This is a genomic window from Neorhizobium sp. USDA 3394 (assembly GCF_056280385.1).
Window position 1 is genome coordinate 235,778 of the sequence record NZ_JBWCDU010000001.1, and the last position, 15,923, is coordinate 251,700.

The window sequence follows — 15,923 nt, forward strand, 5'->3', positions numbered from 1 at the left end:
TGGCGCCTTGGCGCGCGTCAGAGCGCCGGCCCGGTGGTACTCCAGGGCGATTCGTAAAGTTCGTAAAGCGCGACGGCCGCCGCTCCCTGCGCCCAGAAATCATCCGTCGAATCGTCGAATACGAGTTCGCTGACGCCCTTTAGAGACGGCGGAATGGCGAGCGCATAGGCATCGCGCAGGCTGTTCAGGAACGGTTCGCCGAGCGCCAGCGACGAGCCGACGAGGATGACGCGCGGCGGCGCAAAAAGCGTGACGATGTTGGCGATCGTCAGCCCGACGGCCTCGCCGGCGCGAACGGCCGCGCTGATCAGCCGGTCGTCGTCTGCCTGGATGAGCGCCTGGACATGGGTCATGCCGCGGCCGAGCCGCACCGCTTCCGCAAAACGCCCGTCCGTCTGCTGCTCGCCGAGGATGGCGCTCTCGCCCGCCTGGCTCGACAGGCGGACGATGCCCTGAGGTCCCATGCCCAGCACGAGATCTCCCAGGTTGTGGCTAAGGCCCCCGGCACCGCGGAAGAGCCGGTTGCCGTGCAGCACGCCAAGACCGAGCGTCTGTTCGAGCGAAATCAGGACCATATCCTCAAGATCGCGCGCCTTTCCGAACCAGTGATGACCGAGCGTGATGGCATGAGCGTCACTCTCCACGATGGTCGGCGTCGACAGGCGCGTGGACATTTCGGCCGCAAAATCGATGTTGATCTCACGAAAAATCGGGCTTGAGCGGATGTGTCCGGTGCGGTGTTCGATGACGCCCGGAAGCCCGAGGCAGACGCTGTCTACATCCTCCAGCGACAGGCCGGCATCGACGACGCAGCGGCGCACGCCATCCTCAACGAGATCGGCGATCACCGCGATCGGCTGGCGGTCGATGCGGATCGGCAGGGTGAGCGTGGAGAGCACGTCGCCGCGGAAATTGGTGACGACGAAGACCATGCGGCTTGCGGCGATCTTGGCGCCGACGACGCGGGCGGCATCCGGATTGACCTCGAGCATGACGCGTGGCCGGCCGCGCACCGCCTCGTTGCGGATATCGCCCTCGTGGCGGGTCAGGATCAGCCCGTCGTCGAGCAGCGAGCCGGTAATGGCCGAAACGGTGGTCGTCGAAAGTTCGGTGCGCTCGGAGATTTCCACGCGGGAGATAGGGCCCCGCCGCCGGATCGTGTCCAGGACGCTGAGACGGTTCATCGCACGCATGAGTTCTGGATCGGCGGTTTTCATCTCTTCTGCGCACTCGTCGGCTTTTGCACCCAACCGCTATTTAATACGAGGTGCAAATTAAATTCGGCTTGTTCTAAATCTGATTTTAGGCAGTGCGCAATAGATAAAAGCAGCAAATGCCGCAATTTTTGCCAAAATCCGGCAATCTCACGCCGCCCTATTGACAGAAGCGTTGGCCTTGCCGATTATTTAATTCGGATACAGGAATAAAGCTTTGGGAGGAGCGCTTCAATGTCCAGCAGATATCACAGGATGCGTCTGATTTCCGCGACCGCCGTTGCGCTTGCGGGTGGCATGTTTACGGCCGGCTCTGCTGCAGCGGACAGCGTCATTCGCTGGATGCATGTCGAGCAGGTGCCGGGAAACATAGCGGTCTGGAACCAGATTGCCAGGGATTTCGAGGCCAAGCGCCCGGGCGTCAAGGTCGAGCTGCAATTTCTGGAAAACCAGGCTTTCAAGGCCAAGCTGCCGACACTTCTGCAATCGAACGACGCGCCGAGCATCTTCTATAGCTGGGGCGGCGGCGTCCTCAAGGCGCAGTCGGAGACCGGCACGTTGCGGCCGATCAATGCTGCGATCGATGCGAACGGAGGGGAATGGCGCAAGTCGATCAACGCCTCCGCCGTCGACGGCCTGACCTTCGACGGCAAGGTCTGGGCGTCGCCCGCCAGGACCGGCCTCGTTTCCTTCTATTACAACAAGGAACTGTTCAAGAAGGCTGGGGTCGATGCCTCGAAGATCGCGACCTGGGACGATTTCCTCGGTGCCGTCAAAACGCTGAAGCAGGCCGGCGTGACGCCCATTGCCGGCGGCGGGCGGGACAAGTGGCCCCTGCATTTCTACTGGAGCTATCTCTCGATGCGCGAAGCCGGGCAGAAGGGCTTTGCCGATGCCAAGGCAGGCAAGAACGACGGCTTCGCAGGCAAGCCTTTCGTCAAGGCCGGCGAGCGCCTGGCCGAGCTCGGCAAGCTCGAGCCGTTCCAGAATGGCTATCTGGGTGCGACCTGGAACGACGCACTTGCCACGTTCGGCGATGGCCGTGCCGCGCTCATCCTGAGCTTCGAGAATACGCCCTCGACCCAGGCGTCGAATTCGACAAGCCGCAAGGGGCTTGCCGACGACAATATCGGCCGCTTCCCGTTCCCCGTCGTCAGCGGAGGGGCCGGTGTGACCACCGACAGTTTCGGCGGTCTCAACGGATGGGCGGTCACCAAGAACGCACCGCCTGAAACCGAGGAATTCCTGCGCTACATGGCGAGCATCGACGTGCAGAAGGTGCTTGCCCGGGATACGCAGATCATGCCGGTCGCCAAGGGCGCCAGCGAAGCGATCTCCAAGCCGCTGCTGAAGGAAGTTGCCGAAGCTCTTGCCAAGGAAACCTGGCACCAGAACTTCCTCGACCAGGACCTCGGCCCCAATGTCGGTGCGATCGTCAACGACATCAGCGTCGAAGTGGTCTCCGGCAGCATGAAACCGGCTGACGCGGCGCAACAGATCGAGGACGCCTACTCTCTCGAGCGAAAGTAAGCGCAGTCGCGGCGCTCCCGAGGCCCTGACCCCGGGAGCGCCGGTTCCTGTTTTCGCCTGACGCCGTTTTGCAGCCCGAAAGGCTCGAAAAATCGATGAGCGATATGCTTATGTCTGCCAAGGCCGTGTCTTCCGGGAATACGCTTGCCGTCTCCCGGCGCAGCAAGCGGTCGCTCGCCAACAGCAAGTGGCCGGTGCTGATCCTGTTCCTGCCGCCGGCGCTTCTTCTGTTCACGGTGCTGGTCATTCTGCCCATGGGCGAGGCCGCCTGGTATTCCTTCTACAACTGGAACGGCTATGGCAGTCCGACGCAGTGGGTGGGCTGGCGCAACTACCAGCTCATTTTCCGCAACAGCGCCTTCACCCAGGCTTTGATCAACAACGGCCTGATCGTGCTTGCCTCGCTTTGCGTGCAGGTTCCGCTGGCGCTCTGGCTGGCGACAATGATCTCCAGCCGGATCAAGGGCGCGCTGTTCTTCCGGCTGATCTTCTTCCTGCCCTACGTGCTCGCGGATGTCGCGGCCGGCATGATCTGGCGTTTCGTCTATGACGGGGATTTCGGTCTCGTCGCCGGCATTTCGCAGTTCATCGGCGTCGAACCGCCTTTCTGGCTGGCCGACCGGGATCTGGCGATGTACGCGATATTGGGCGTCGTCGTGTGGAAGTATTTCGGCTTTCACATGATGCTCTTCATCGCCGGCCTGCAGGCGATCGACAAGAGCGTGCTGGAAGCGGCTGACATCGACGGTGCGACCGGTTTCCAGAAGTTCCGGCTCGTGACGTTGCCGCTGCTCGGTTCCACCGTGCGTCTCTCCGTCTTCTTTGCGGTCGTGGGGTCGCTGCAGCTTTTCGACATGATCATGCCGCTGACCGGCGGCGGTCCGTCGAACTCGACGCAGACGATGGTGACGTTCCTCTACAATTTCGGGGTGACCCGTATGCAGGTCGGGTTCGGCAGCGCCGTCGGCGTGGTGCTGTTCGTGATCTGCGTGACGCTCGCCTTCAGCTACAAGCGGGTGTTCATGCGCAATGACTGAGATCTCGACAGCACAGCCCATCGATGCCGCCAGCGCGCCGACCTCCGGCCAGCGCATCCGCGCCGGCACGCAGGTCTACATGTACGTGTCGCTGATCATCGTGGCGGCAATCGTGGTGGTGCCGCTCATCAGCACGGCACTCGGCGGCTTCAAGACGCTGGGCGAACTGCGCGGCAACCCTTTCGGCCTGCCGACGGAATGGCAGTGGTCCAACTACACGGATATCATCGTCAGCAAGCGCTACTGGCTGCAGATGAGCAATTCGCTGATCATCGCCCTGCTGACGGTGTTTCTGACGTTGACCTTCGGCGCCATGGCCGCCTTCTGCTTCGCGCATATCCGCTTCTTCGGCGCCGACTATCTGGTCAACTATTTCCTGATCGGGCTGATGTTTCCGGCAGCGACCGCCATCCTGCCCCTCTACATCCGCATCCGCGATCTGGGATTGATCGACACATACTGGGGTGTGGTGCTGCCGCAGGTCGCGTTCGGCATGGGCATGAGCATCATGCTGTTCCGCAACTACTTCCGCAATCTGCCGTCCGAACTCTTCGACGCGGCCTTCGTGGACGGTTGCGGCTACATGCGCTTCTTCTGGCATATCACGCTGCCGCTGTCGCGGCCGATCATCGCCACCGTCGGCATCATCTCCTTCGTCGGCAGCTGGAACAGCTATATCGTGCCGCTGATCATGTTGAACTCCGAGAGCCGCTATCCCTGGCCGCTCGGCATCATGATCTATCGGGGCGAATTCAGCACCGAATGGCAGCTGGTGCTGGCCTTCATCACGCTCACCATCCTGCCCACCATCATCGCCTTCTTCCTGGCCCAGAAGCACATCATCGCCGGTCTGACCGCCGGTGCGGTGAAGTCCTGAGCCCCGACCCGGAGTAACTCGCATGGCATCCGTCGAACTCAGACAAATCCGCAAGGCCTATGGGGCGCTCCCGGTCATCCACGGGGTGTCGCTGGCGATCGAAGACGGCGAGTTCGTCGCGCTGGTAGGGCCTTCCGGCTGCGGCAAGTCCACCCTGCTGCGGATGATTGCGGGGCTTGAGGAAATCACCGGCGGCGACGTCATCATCGACAATGCTGTCGTCAACGAGTTGACGCCGCGCGAGCGCAACATCGCCATGGTGTTCCAGTCCTATGCTCTTTATCCGCACATGACGGTCGCCGAGAACATGGGCTTCAACCTGCGCCTTTCCGGCACTCCGAAGCCGGTGATTGCCGAACGCGTCGCCGAAGCGGCGCGCATGCTCGACCTGATGCCGCTTCTCGACCGCAAGCCGGCGCAGCTTTCCGGCGGCCAGCGCCAGCGCGTCGCCATGGGCCGGGCGATCGTCCGCAACCCGGCCGTCTTCCTGTTCGACGAGCCACTTTCCAACCTCGACGCGAAACTCCGGGTGCAGATGCGCTCGGAGATCAAGCAGTTGCACCAGAAGGTCGGGACGACCTCGATCTACGTCACCCACGACCAGATCGAGGCGATGACGCTCGCCGACCGGATCGTCGTGCTCAACCAGGGCCGGGTGGAGCAGGAGGGCACGCCGATGGAGCTTTATCGCAAGCCGGCCAACCTCTTCGTCGCCGCCTTCATCGGTTCTCCGGCGATGAACCTTCTCGACGGTACCGTGGACGGAGATGGCGGCGAACCCTCCGCGCGCCTCGGCGACGGAACCGCGATCCGCATCGCGCCGGACCGCAAGGTGAAGCGCGGCCAGGCGATCAAGGTGGGGCTGCGTCCGGAACACCTCAGCCCCGGGGCGGGCGGGACGGCGCTTGCCGGCCAGACCCTGCTGGTCGAGCCGACCGGCGCGCAGACCCACATCGTCTTCGATCTCGCCGGCCACCCGGTGGTCGCCATCGTCGACGGCGAATATCCCGCCCGCTACGGCGCGCGGTTCGAAGCCAACATCCCGGCCGAACAGGTGCATGTCTTCGACCGCGAAACCGGCGTCGCCCTCTAGTCCTGCCTTGCCGGCAACAGACCTCAGAAGCTTTCGAGCCTGATGTCGGCCGGCCGCGAGTGTGCGAGGATGTAGCGGCCGTTCGGCAGGTCGTTGCCGTCGAGTTTCCAGGCGATCGCCGCCTCGTCGAGCCCGTAATGCACCCAGCGTGCCTTGAGCCGTTCGCGCAGCACCTCTTCCGAAGGGCCGACGAAGATCGTGAAGTCGAACATATCCGCAAGCCGCGACCAGGGCGCTTCGTCTATCAGGAGATAATTGCCTTCCGCCAGAACGATACGGGTGTCGGGGGAGATGGCGCGGGCCGAGGCGATGGCAATTTCGCGCGATCGGTCGAAGACCGGCACCAGCACTTCCTCGTCTCCTTGCCGGACCGCTTTCAGGACATCCGCAAAACCGCGCACGTCGAAAGTCTGCGGCGCGCCCTTGCGGGGCAACAGGCCGCGGGCTTCCAAGATGCCGTTGTCCATATGGAAGCCATCCATCGGCAGGACTTCTGCCAATTCGCCGCGCGCCAGCAGGGCTTCGTGGAGGGCGTCGGCGAGCGTGGATTTTCCGCCGCCCGGCGGGCCAGCGACCGCAACGATGAAGCGCCGGCTGTTTTTAGCCCGGTCGATGACGGTGTCGGTGATGTCGTCCAGTGTCATTGCATCGACGCCTTGCGTTTCATTTTGTCGAAATGAACTTCTAGCGTCCCGCAATGCGTTCAGGCAATCCACGAAGGGATGGATGCGGCGCGCGGTGAGGTCTTATCGAGCGCTCTCCCTGGCCTCCTTCAGGGCGTTCCAAACCCTATAAGGCGTCGCGGGCATGTCGAAATCCTTAACACCTGCAGACCGGAGCGCATCCAGGATGGCGTTCATCAGCGTCGGCAGCGCCCCGGTCGTGCCGGCCTCACCGCCGCCCTTGACGCCGAGCACATTGGTGGGCGAGGGCGTCGGCAGGTCGACGAAACGCGGCGTCGGCATGAAGTCGGCGCGGGGCATGAAATAATCCATGAAGCTGGCGGTCAGCATCTGGCCGCTGTCCTTGTCGTAGACGATGTGTTCGCCGAACACCTGGCCCGCGCCCTGGGCAAGACCGCCATGCATCTGGCCTTCGAGCAGCGTGTGGTTGACGACGTGGCCGGCATCGTCGACTCCTATATAGGAGGTGACCCTGGTCTCGCCGGTATTCGGGTCGATCTCCACTTCGGCCACATGCACGCCGCCGGGGAAGTTTCGCTCCGGCTGGATCGAGGCGAGCGTATCCAGTGCGTTGCCATCCGGCGTGACGTTGCGGGCGGCGAGTTCCAGAAGCGAGATCGACATGTTGGTGCCGGCCACCTTGTAGTGGCCGTCATCGAATTCGATGTCGGTTTCCGCGGCTTCCAGCGCCTCGGCGGCGAGCTTCAGGCCTTTCTTCACCACTTCGCGGGAAGTGATGGTCAGGGAGGCGCCGTGCGAGGCCATGGTTCGCGACCCCATCGTGCCGGCGCCCTTGAGCCTGTGGGGCGCATGGACACTGTTGGCGCGCAGGTTGATCAGGTTCTCGTCGATGCCGAGTTGCCTGGCGACCAGCCGCGGCAGCACCGTTTCGTGCCCCTGTCCCGCGGAACCGGAAAGCGTATAGAGCGTCAGCGTGCCGTCCGCCTCGAAGCGGATCTCGGTTTCCTCCGGCATATGGCCGCCACCGGACGGCTCGATGAAGACGCCCATGCCGATGCCGCGCAGATTGCCGCGTTTCTCGGACTCTTTCCGGCGGGCCTCGAAACCTTTCCAATCGGAAACCGATACGGCCTCTTCGAGCATCGCGACATAGCCGCCGCTGTCGTAGACCGCAGTCGGTGTCGTGTAGGGGTAGGCGTCGTCGGGGATGAGGTTCTTCCGGCGAATTTCGATCCGGTCCATGCCGAGATCGGTGGCGGCCTGATCCACGAGCCGCTCGACGAAATAGTTGATATCCGGGCGGCCGGCACCACGATAGGCGGCGATCGGCGAGGTATTGGTGAAGGCGAGGCGATTGAGCCCGAAGACGGAGGGAATGCGGTAGCAGCCCGTGCTGGTCAGCATCGGATTCAGCACGTTGATCAAGGCACCGGCCGGCGAATGGTAGGCGCCGAGATCGCAGACGACATTCATCCTTATGCCGAGGAATTCGCCGGCCTCGCCGAGGGCCATCTCGCCGGTGAACCGGATGGCGCGACCGTGATAATCGGCGAGGAAGCTTTCGGTGCGGCTGGCGGTCCAGCGGACCGGCCGGCAGAGCTTTTTGGCGGCAAGCATGATCGCCGCATATTCCGGGTAGGGTGCGCCACGGATGCCGAAACTGCCGCCGACATCGCCCATGTGATGCCGCACCTTTTCCGGCGGATGGCCTGTGAAGCGGGCGAGGCCGTCGGCAAGGCCGGTGCCTTGGCTGGCGGAATAGACGTCGAATATCTCCGTCCCGGCGTCGTATGCCGCCATGAAGGATTTGAGCTCGAGCGGATTGGCGGCGACGCGTTGCGACTCGACCGCCAGCGTCGAGATATGGGTGGCCTTGGCGAAGGCTTCATCGGTCGCCGCCTTGTCGCCGAAACCATGCAGGAAAACCAGGTTGCCGGGCACCTCGTCGAAAAGCTGCGGCGCGCCGTCTTCCAGCGCAGCCTCCGGATCGATGATCGCGGGTAAGTCTTCGTAATCCACTGCGATCAGCTCGACCGCATCGGCAGCCGCCTCGGCGCTATCGGCGACCACAACGGCGACCGGTTCACCGACGAAGCGGACGCGGTCGGTCGACAGAGCATAGCGTTGTGGTGCCTTGATCTTCATCCCGTCGACACCGGGGAAAGAAACAAGCGGGCCGGGGGCGATCAGGCTCGCTTCAAGCGCATCCTTGCCGGTCAGCACGATATGGACGCCCGGTGCTGCGAGGGCTGCCTCGACATCGATCGAAACAATGCGTGCGTGCGGTTGATCGGCTCTCAAGAATGCGGCGTGGAGCTGGTTATCCAGCACCTTGTCTGCTGTATATGCGCCCTGGCCGGTAAGAAGCCTCACATCCTCGCGACGACCGGTGAAGGCCGTATGATCATTGCTCAAGAACATTCTCCCACGTCAGGCGGTTTTCTGCCGGAGCTATCTCTAGCGCCTCAATGCCGTGAATGGAAAGCCGCCCTGATCGATCTGCGGGGACGTGGTGACCATGAGGCGATGCGGTACAAAGCTAGGGAAGTGCGTAGGGCGGAGGGGCAGTCTTGCCTGGCGTCCGATCGCTTCAGCCGCCAGGCAGAGTACCTTTTTCTACTTCGTCACGTCGATCACCACTCGGCCGCGGATCTTGCCGGCAACAATATCCTCGGCAAGCTGCGGCAGGTTGGACATTGGTTCGGTCGTTGTGATCTCCGCCAGCTTGGCCGGATCGAGATCGCGGGCAAGCCGCGCCCATGCCGACAGCCGCTGTTCGCGGGTGGCGATGACGCTGTCGACGCCGATCAAGGTCACGGCGCGCAGGATGTGGGGCAGCACCGTTCCCGGAAGGTCGGCGCCACCGGCGAGGCCGCAGGCGGCGATGGCGCAGCCGCGCATGGTCTGGGAGAGCGCGTTGACCAGTGTGGTCGAACCGACCGAGTCAATGCCGCCGGTCCAGCGTTCCTTCTGCAGCGGGCCGCCCTTTTCGGCAAGCACGGCGCGGTCGATGAAATTGCTGGCGCCGAGCGAGGCGAGGTAGTCGTGGGTTTCCGGCCGCCCGGTGGAGGCGGTGACATTGTAGCCGCGCGCCGCCAGCAGCGCGATTGCCACCGAGCCGACGCCGCCGGCCGCACCGGTGACCAGCACTTCGCCTTCACCCGGCTTGATCGAACCCCATTTTTCCAGCGCATCGACGCAGAGTGCGGCTGTATAACCCGCCGTGCCGATCGCCATCGCCTGTTCCATCGAAAAGGCGTCGGGCAGGCGGATCAGCCATTCCGGCTTTACCCGCTGGTAGCGGCCGAAGGCGCCCCATTCGGTTTCCGAAAGTCCCCAGCCGTTCAGCACGACCTTGTCGCCCGCCTTCCATTCCGGCGAGCGGGATTCGACCACGGTGCCGGAGAGGTCGATGCCGCCGATCATCGGCATGCGCCGGGCGATGCGGCCCTTGCCGGATATCGCCAGCCCGTCCTTGTAGTTCAACGTCGAATATGCGATCTCGACCAGCACGTCATTGTCGGGAAGATCGGCGATCGAGATCTCCCTGAAGGCGCCTTTCGGCTTGCCGTCGACGGCGTCGATCACCATGGCGGTGAAGGTCTCGGTCATGTCTCTCTCCCGATATTCTGGTGGGCCCGATAGTCTGGTGTGATTGAATTTAGGCGGAGGCCTGCGAGGGCACATCGCGTTTGGCGCGCGCGTCGAGCACGGCGGAATAGCTTTCGCGCACATAGGCGAGCAGGCGGGCGAGCGCATCGGCAGCCTTGGCATCCTCGCGGGCGCGCACCGCATCGACGATTTCCTGGTGCAGCGAGGCGACGTGGCGGCGCTCGCGCACCCGGAAGACGATCATGTTGGTGATCGGAATGAAGGCCTCGATGACGGTGTACATCATCAGCTTCAAGGGACCGTTGCCGGTCGAGTCCACCAGTGCGCGGTGAAAGCGGACGTCCGAAGCACAGAAATCCTCGTCGCTGATCGTCTCGTCAAGCTGCACGGCGATCTCCGCTTCCATCGCGGCGAGATCGGCTTCGCAACGGTTTGCGGCAGACAGCCGGCAGCAGACGGCTTCTGTTTCCAGCCTGGCGGTGATGATCTCTTCGATGTCGAAGGCGCCGATCCCGACAAGCAGGGTGGCTGCGCCGGTGATTGCCTTGGAAAGACCTTCCGGATCCGGCCGCTTGACGAAATTGCCGCCGGTCGGGCCGCGTTTGGAATGAATGAGGTTCTGGGCGGCGAGGCGCTTCAGGGCTTCGCGCACGGTCGGGCGGGAAATGCCGAAGCTTCGGGCGAGCTCCTCCTCGGTGGGGAGGCGCTCGTCGATCTTCAGCCGGCCATCCATGATCGCGGAACGGATATTGTCCGATACCTGTCTTGCGATGCCAGTGCGGACGACCTCGTCGTATTTGAGGATCATGTCACCCTTCCCATGGTTCCTGGCATAGTGATGCCACGGGCAAGGCAAAAAGGCTACTGCTTTTTAAATATAGGTTTGACAAATAGGGGAATGGGAATAACCTCGCCCCCAATAAACAAGGGGAACCAGAGAATGGGCGCAATCGCATTCGGCCGAGCCGGAGCGCAGGCGGTGACGCAGGTTTGTGCGGGGGAGGCAGCCTTTGTCCTCTGACCGCGTGAACCGCCTTGTTTCCAGTCTCGAAAACCGGCTGGACGCCGCTGCGATCCTCGTCGGCGATGCGATTTCGGATGGCTATGCCGCGGATGCGACCGCTCCGGGTACCCGACCTGCCGCCGTGCTGCGCCCGCGCAACACCGAAGACGTTTCCACCATTCTTTCCGCCGCCAATGAACTGCGCCAGCCGATTGTCGTGCAGGGCGGACGCACCGGGCTTTCCGGTTCCGCCCGGCCCATCGAGGGGGAGGTCTCCATCTCGCTCGAACGGATGAACGGCGTCGAGTCGATCGACATTGCGGCCCAGACGATGATCGTCAAGGCGGGCACGCCGCTGCAGGTGGTGCAGCAGGCAGCTGGCGATGCGGACCTGTTCTTCGGCGTCGATATCGGCGCGCGCGGCACGGCCACGGTCGGCGGCAATATCGCCACCAATGCCGGCGGCATCCGGGTTCTGCGCTACGGCATGTACCGGGCGCAGGTCATGGGTCTGGAAGCGGTGCTGGCGGACGGGACCATACTGTCCTCCCTCAAGGGGCTGCCGAAGGACAATTCCGGCTACGACCTCAATCCGCTGTTCATCGGCACCGAGGGCACGATCGGGATCGTGACCCGCGCCTGCCTGAAACTGCATCCGAAGCCGCGGGTCGAGCGCAATGCGTTCATAGCGCTGCCGTCGCTGAAGGCGGCGCAGGAGCTTCTGGCGCGGCTGCGGGTGGAACTCTCCGGCCTGCTCTCCGCCTTCGAGGCGATCTTCCCGAATGTCTATGAAGGCACGGTCGACTATACGGGCATCCGCCCTCCGGTCGAAAAAGGGGCTGGCATGTATGCCATGGTCGAGATCCAGGGCCAGGCGCCGGATCAGGACAACGAGCGGTTCGAGGCGGCCCTTGCCGCCGCATTGGAAGACGGGCTTGCGACCGACGTGGTGCTCTCCAATTCGCTGCGCGAGTTCAACGGGCTCTGGGGCATTCGCGACGGCATCAACGACTATCTGTTCGGTACCGGGGTGATGATCGGCTTCGATATTTCCGTGCCGCTTTCCCGCATGCAGGAATTCCTCGACAAGGCTGCGCTTGCCGTCGACGAGATCGATCCGGAGGCGCGCACCTATCTCTTCGGCCATCTGGGTGACGGCAACCTGCATTACTGCATGTTCAGCCATCACGAGAAAAAGGTCGCCGAGGCGATCTTTTTGGGCATCGAAGCGGTCGGCGGTGGCGTTTCCGCCGAACACGGCATCGGCACCGACAAGGTGAAGTATCTGAAATATGCCCGCAGCGAGGCCGAGATCGCCACCATGCGCCGGCTGAAAACGGCATTCGATCCGAACTACATTCTCAATCGTGGCCGGGTCTTCGAACCGCCGGCCTCGGTGCTGCAGGCGGAGCGCGCGTAGATGTCGATCCATACCGCACCGGAAACGAACCTTTCGGACAGCAAGGTCAGCCTTGACGATCGTTACACGCTGGAAAAGGGCCGTATCCTGGTGTCGGGCACACAGGCGCTGGTGCGCCTGCCGATGATCCAGCGCCAGCGGGATCTGGCGCGAGGCCTGAATACCGCTGGTTACGTTTCCGGCTACCGCGGTTCGCCGCTTGCCGGTTTCGACCGGGAGATGGGACGTGCGAAGAAGTTTCTCGATGCGGCGCATGTGAAATTCCATCCGGGTCTCAACGAGGACATGGCGGCGACGGCCGTGTGGGGCACGCAGCAGACCGGCATGTTCCAGGGCGTGCGTTACGACGGCGTGTTCGGCATGTGGTACGGCAAGGGGCCGGGCGTCGACCGCAGCATGGACGTGATCCGCCACGCCAATGCGATCGGCACCAACCCGAACGGCGGCGTGCTGCTGCTGGTCGGCGACGATCATGGCGCGGTTTCCTCCACCCTGCCGCACCAGAGCGAGTACAACCTGATCTCGGCCATGGTGCCGCTGCTGTCGCCGGCCGGCGTCGGCGAATATATCGAATACGGCCTGCTCGGTTATGCGATGAGCCGCTATTCCGGCGCGTGGATCGGCTTCAAGTGCCAGACCGAGATCGTCGAATGTTCGGCGACCGTCGATCTCGATCCGGACAAGCCGCAGATCGTCATCCCCGACGAGACCTTCGCGCCGGATGGCCTGTCGCTGCGCTGGCCGGACGGGCCGCACGCTATGGAACTGCGGCTGGAGCGCAAGATGCTCGCCGTGCAGGCTTTTGCCCGCGCCAACCGGCTGGACCGCCCCATCTGGGGAACCACCGGCCGCGCCCGGCTCGGTATCGTCTCGACCGGCAAATCCTGGCTCGATCTTCTCGGCGCCCTGGCGCTGCTCGGCATCGACGAAGCGCGTGCCGCAGAGCTCGGCATCGCGCTCTACAAGGTCGGGATGGTCTGGCCGCTGGAGCCGCAGGGGATCGCGGAGTTCGCTACCCGTGTCGACGAACTGCTCGTGGTCGAGGAAAAACGCTCGATCCTCGAAGACCAGATCAAGGCGCAGCTTTTCAACCTGCCCACTGAGCGGCGTCCGCGCGTGTTCGGCAAGACAGGCGAGAGTGGTTCAACACTGCTGCAGGCGATCGGCGAGATCAGCACACTCTCCGTCGCCAAGGCCATCCTCTTGCGGCTCGGCATGCTCGACGAGGCGCTGCAGGCGAGAGCGCGTTTCGTCGAGGAGATGTCGCTTGCTCTCGGAGTGGAAGCGACCGCGCTGAAACGCGAGGCCTATTTCTGCTCCGGCTGTCCGCACAGCGTCTCGACCCGCCTGCCGGAAGGAAGCCGTGCCTCGACCGGCATCGGCTGCCACATGATGATCATCGGCAACGAGGACCGCAACACCTCGACCTTCACCCAGATGGGCGGCGAGGGCGGTGCCTGGATCGGCCTGTCGCCCTTCACAGACGAGAAGCACATCTTCGTCAACATGGGCGACGGCACCTATTTCCATTCCGGCCTGCTCGCCATCCGCGCCGGGATCGCGGCCAAGGTCAACGCCACCTACAAGATCCTCTATAACGACGCCGTCGCGATGACCGGCGGCCAGAAGCATGATGGCGATGTCACCGTGCCTGGCATTGTCGGGCAGATGCTGGCGGAAGGTGCGGCGCGCGTCGTCGTGGTCGCGGAGCGGCCGGAGGTCTGGCAGGGCAATCTGCCGCGCGAAGTGTCCATCCATCACCGTGACGAGCTTGACGCCGTCCAGCGGGAATTGCGCGAAATTCTGGGTGTGACGGTGCTGGTCTACGATCAGGTCTGCGCCGCGGAAAAGCGCCGCCGGCGCAAGCGCGGCGCCTATCCGGTCTCGGACAAACGGGCCTTCATCAACGAACTGGTCTGCGAAGGCTGCGGCGACTGTTCCGCCGTCTCCAACTGCATCTCGATCGAGCCGCAGGAAACTGAATTCGGCCGCAAGCGCCGCATCAACCAGTCGAGCTGCAATACCGATCTATCCTGCATCAAGGGCTTCTGTCCGAGCTTCGTGACCGTCGAGGGCGGCAGCATCCGCAAGCCGGCGGTAAAGTCCAAGGTGGTGAAGATCGACGATCTGCCGCTGCCCGTGTTCACCGCGACCTTCGAGACGCCCTGCAGTATGCTGCTCGCCGGCATCGGCGGCACGGGCGTCATCACCGTCAGCGCCATTCTCGCCCAGGCGGCGCTTCTCGACGGGCTGGCTTTGGTCACCCTCGACCAGACCGGGCTTGCCCAGAAGAACGGCTCTGTCGTTTCGCATATACGGCTGGCGAAGGACCCTGCGCAGATTAATGCGGTACGCGTCGGTCCCGGCGAGAGCGACCTCGTGCTCGGCTTCGATATCGTCGTCGCCGCCCAGAAGAATTCGCTTGCCTCGTTTGCGAAGAACAAGACGCGGGCCGTCATCGACGACCATTTTGCGCCGACCGCTTCCTTCGTGAAGGATACGACGATCGATTTCCGGCAGGAGGCGACGCTGAAATCGCTGCGCCGCGCCGCCGGAGACGATGCGGTCGAGACCGTTGCCGCGACCGACCTGGCGACGGCGCTTCTGGGAGATGCGATCGCCGCCAACATGTTCCTGCTCGGCCATGCCTGGCAGCGCGGGCTGGTGCCGATCAGCCTCGCTGCCATCGACAAGGCGATCGAGCTCAACGGTACGGGCATCGCCATGAACCGCGCCGCCTTCGGTTGGGGCCGTCGTGCTGCCGTGGACTTGGTCTCCGTAACCCGTGAGGCAGGGCTTACCAAGAGCGAACCGAAGGCCGAGACGCTGGACGAGATCGTCGCCCGCCGTGTCGGCTTCCTGACCGCTTACCAGAACGCCGCCTATGCGGCGCGCTATACCGGTCTCGTGGATATCGCCAAATCGGCCGAGATGCGTTTGCGCGGCGTGACCGGATTTGCCGAAGCGGTGGCGAAAAACGCCTTCAAGCTGATGGCCTACAAGGACGAATACGAGGTCGCCCGCCTGCATCGCGACCGGGGTTTTGAAAAGAAGCTCGCCGAGCAGTTCGAAGGCGATTTCAAGATCAGGCATCACCTCGCGCCGCCGATGATTACCAAGATCGACCAGCGCACCGGCCATCCCGCCAAGATCGCGTTCGGCGCTTGGATCCGCCCCGCATTCGGGGTGCTGGAAAAGCTGAAATTCCTGCGCGGCACGCCCTTCGACCCGTTCGGCCGCACCGCGGAGCGGCGGATGGAGCGGAAGCTGATCGCCGATTATTTCGATCTGGTGACCGAGCTTTCGACCCGGCTCGATGCCTCCAACCATGCGCTTGCCATTGAGATCGCTGGCCTGCCGGACATGGTCCGCGGTTTCGGCCATGTAAAACATGCCTCCGTCGAGCGTTTCGAGAAGCGCAAGGCCGATCTTCTGGCGAAATGGCGGGCGAAGGAGCCGCTCACCCATGTCGCGTAACCGTTTCCGTATCCGA

General features: G+C 63.4%; 11 protein-coding genes. 6 read left to right on the forward strand and 5 right to left on the reverse strand.

Going from position 1 to position 15,923, the window contains the following annotated elements:
* Positions 1 to 17 precede the first annotated feature (17 nt).
* On the reverse strand, positions 18 to 1,217 hold the full coding sequence (locus ACZ9EJ_RS00905) for an ROK family transcriptional regulator (RefSeq protein WP_046639383.1): 1,200 nt from the start codon (positions 1,215 to 1,217) through the stop codon (positions 18 to 20).
* Positions 1,218 to 1,448: 231 nt separating this feature from the next.
* Here ACZ9EJ_RS00905 and ACZ9EJ_RS00910 point away from each other — a divergent pair, with 231 nt between their 5' ends.
* The 4 genes from ACZ9EJ_RS00910 (at position 1,449) to ACZ9EJ_RS00925 (ending at position 5,751) form a co-directional block, all read left to right on the forward strand.
* Positions 1,449 to 2,744, forward strand: coding sequence for an extracellular solute-binding protein (locus ACZ9EJ_RS00910; protein ID WP_052764540.1), 1,296 nt, complete (start codon positions 1,449 to 1,451; stop codon positions 2,742 to 2,744).
* A 104-nt stretch (positions 2,745 to 2,848) separates the two neighbouring features.
* On the forward strand, positions 2,849 to 3,781 hold the full coding sequence (locus ACZ9EJ_RS00915; RefSeq protein ID WP_251089667.1) for a carbohydrate ABC transporter permease: 933 nt from the start codon (positions 2,849 to 2,851) through the stop codon (positions 3,779 to 3,781).
* The gene (locus tag ACZ9EJ_RS00920; protein ID WP_046628735.1) at positions 3,774 to 4,658 is read left to right on the forward strand and encodes a carbohydrate ABC transporter permease; all 885 of its coding nucleotides are present in this window, start codon (positions 3,774 to 3,776) and stop codon (positions 4,656 to 4,658) included. The genes ACZ9EJ_RS00915 and ACZ9EJ_RS00920 overlap by 8 nt, the downstream gene beginning before the upstream one ends.
* A 22-nt stretch (positions 4,659 to 4,680) precedes the next feature.
* A complete protein-coding gene (locus tag ACZ9EJ_RS00925) occupies positions 4,681 to 5,751 on the forward strand; it encodes an ABC transporter ATP-binding protein (RefSeq protein WP_046639385.1) in 1,071 nt (356 codons plus the stop codon).
* Between the two features lie 23 nt (positions 5,752 to 5,774).
* Here ACZ9EJ_RS00925 and ACZ9EJ_RS00930 read toward each other — a convergent pair whose 3' ends face one another.
* The 4 genes from ACZ9EJ_RS00930 to ACZ9EJ_RS00945 form a co-directional block, all read right to left on the reverse strand.
* Positions 5,775 to 6,395, reverse strand: coding sequence for a nucleoside triphosphate hydrolase (locus tag ACZ9EJ_RS00930; RefSeq protein WP_046639386.1), 621 nt, complete (start codon positions 6,393 to 6,395; stop codon positions 5,775 to 5,777).
* A gap of 102 nt (positions 6,396 to 6,497) precedes the next feature.
* Entirely contained in the window at positions 6,498 to 8,810 is a 2,313-nt protein-coding gene (locus tag ACZ9EJ_RS00935; protein ID WP_251089643.1) for a xanthine dehydrogenase family protein molybdopterin-binding subunit, read from the reverse strand.
* A 201-nt stretch (positions 8,811 to 9,011) separates the two neighbouring features.
* Positions 9,012 to 10,007, reverse strand: coding sequence for an MDR family oxidoreductase (locus ACZ9EJ_RS00940; RefSeq protein ID WP_046639388.1), 996 nt, complete (start codon positions 10,005 to 10,007; stop codon positions 9,012 to 9,014).
* A 49-nt stretch (positions 10,008 to 10,056) separates the two neighbouring features.
* The gene (locus ACZ9EJ_RS00945; protein ID WP_046639389.1) at positions 10,057 to 10,815 is read right to left on the reverse strand and encodes a FadR/GntR family transcriptional regulator; all 759 of its coding nucleotides are present in this window, start codon (positions 10,813 to 10,815) and stop codon (positions 10,057 to 10,059) included.
* Positions 10,816 to 11,017: 202 nt separating this feature from the next.
* Here ACZ9EJ_RS00945 and ACZ9EJ_RS00950 point away from each other — a divergent pair, with 202 nt between their 5' ends.
* Positions 11,018 to 12,430 (forward strand): FAD-binding oxidoreductase, encoded by a 1,413-nt coding sequence (locus tag ACZ9EJ_RS00950; RefSeq protein WP_046639390.1) that lies wholly within the window; start codon positions 11,018 to 11,020, stop codon positions 12,428 to 12,430.
* Positions 12,431 to 15,907 carry an indolepyruvate ferredoxin oxidoreductase family protein gene (locus ACZ9EJ_RS00955; RefSeq protein ID WP_046639391.1) on the forward strand — a complete coding sequence of 1,159 codons (3,477 nt, stop codon included), beginning with the start codon at positions 12,431 to 12,433 and terminating at the stop codon, positions 15,905 to 15,907.
* The last annotated feature ends 16 nt before the right edge of the window (positions 15,908 to 15,923 follow it).

Excerpts from the sequence above, each read along its gene's own strand:
- ACZ9EJ_RS00930 (WP_046639386.1), bottom strand. The coding sequence starts at position 6,395 with ATGACACTGGACGACATCACCGACACCGTCATCGACCGGGCTAAAAAC.
- ACZ9EJ_RS00940 (WP_046639388.1), bottom strand. The coding sequence starts at position 10,007 with ATGACCGAGACCTTCACCGCCATGGTGATCGACGCCGTCGACGGCAAG.
- ACZ9EJ_RS00925 (WP_046639385.1), top strand. The coding sequence starts at position 4,681 with ATGGCATCCGTCGAACTCAGACAAATCCGCAAGGCCTATGGGGCGCTC.
- ACZ9EJ_RS00905 (WP_046639383.1), bottom strand. The coding sequence starts at position 1,217 with ATGAAAACCGCCGATCCAGAACTCATGCGTGCGATGAACCGTCTCAGC.
- ACZ9EJ_RS00920 (WP_046628735.1), top strand. The coding sequence starts at position 3,774 with ATGACTGAGATCTCGACAGCACAGCCCATCGATGCCGCCAGCGCGCCG.
- ACZ9EJ_RS00945 (WP_046639389.1), bottom strand. The coding sequence starts at position 10,815 with ATGATCCTCAAATACGACGAGGTCGTCCGCACTGGCATCGCAAGACAG.
- ACZ9EJ_RS00955 (WP_046639391.1), top strand. The coding sequence starts at position 12,431 with ATGTCGATCCATACCGCACCGGAAACGAACCTTTCGGACAGCAAGGTC.
- ACZ9EJ_RS00915 (WP_251089667.1), top strand. The coding sequence starts at position 2,849 with ATGCTTATGTCTGCCAAGGCCGTGTCTTCCGGGAATACGCTTGCCGTC.
- ACZ9EJ_RS00910 (WP_052764540.1), top strand. The coding sequence starts at position 1,449 with ATGTCCAGCAGATATCACAGGATGCGTCTGATTTCCGCGACCGCCGTT.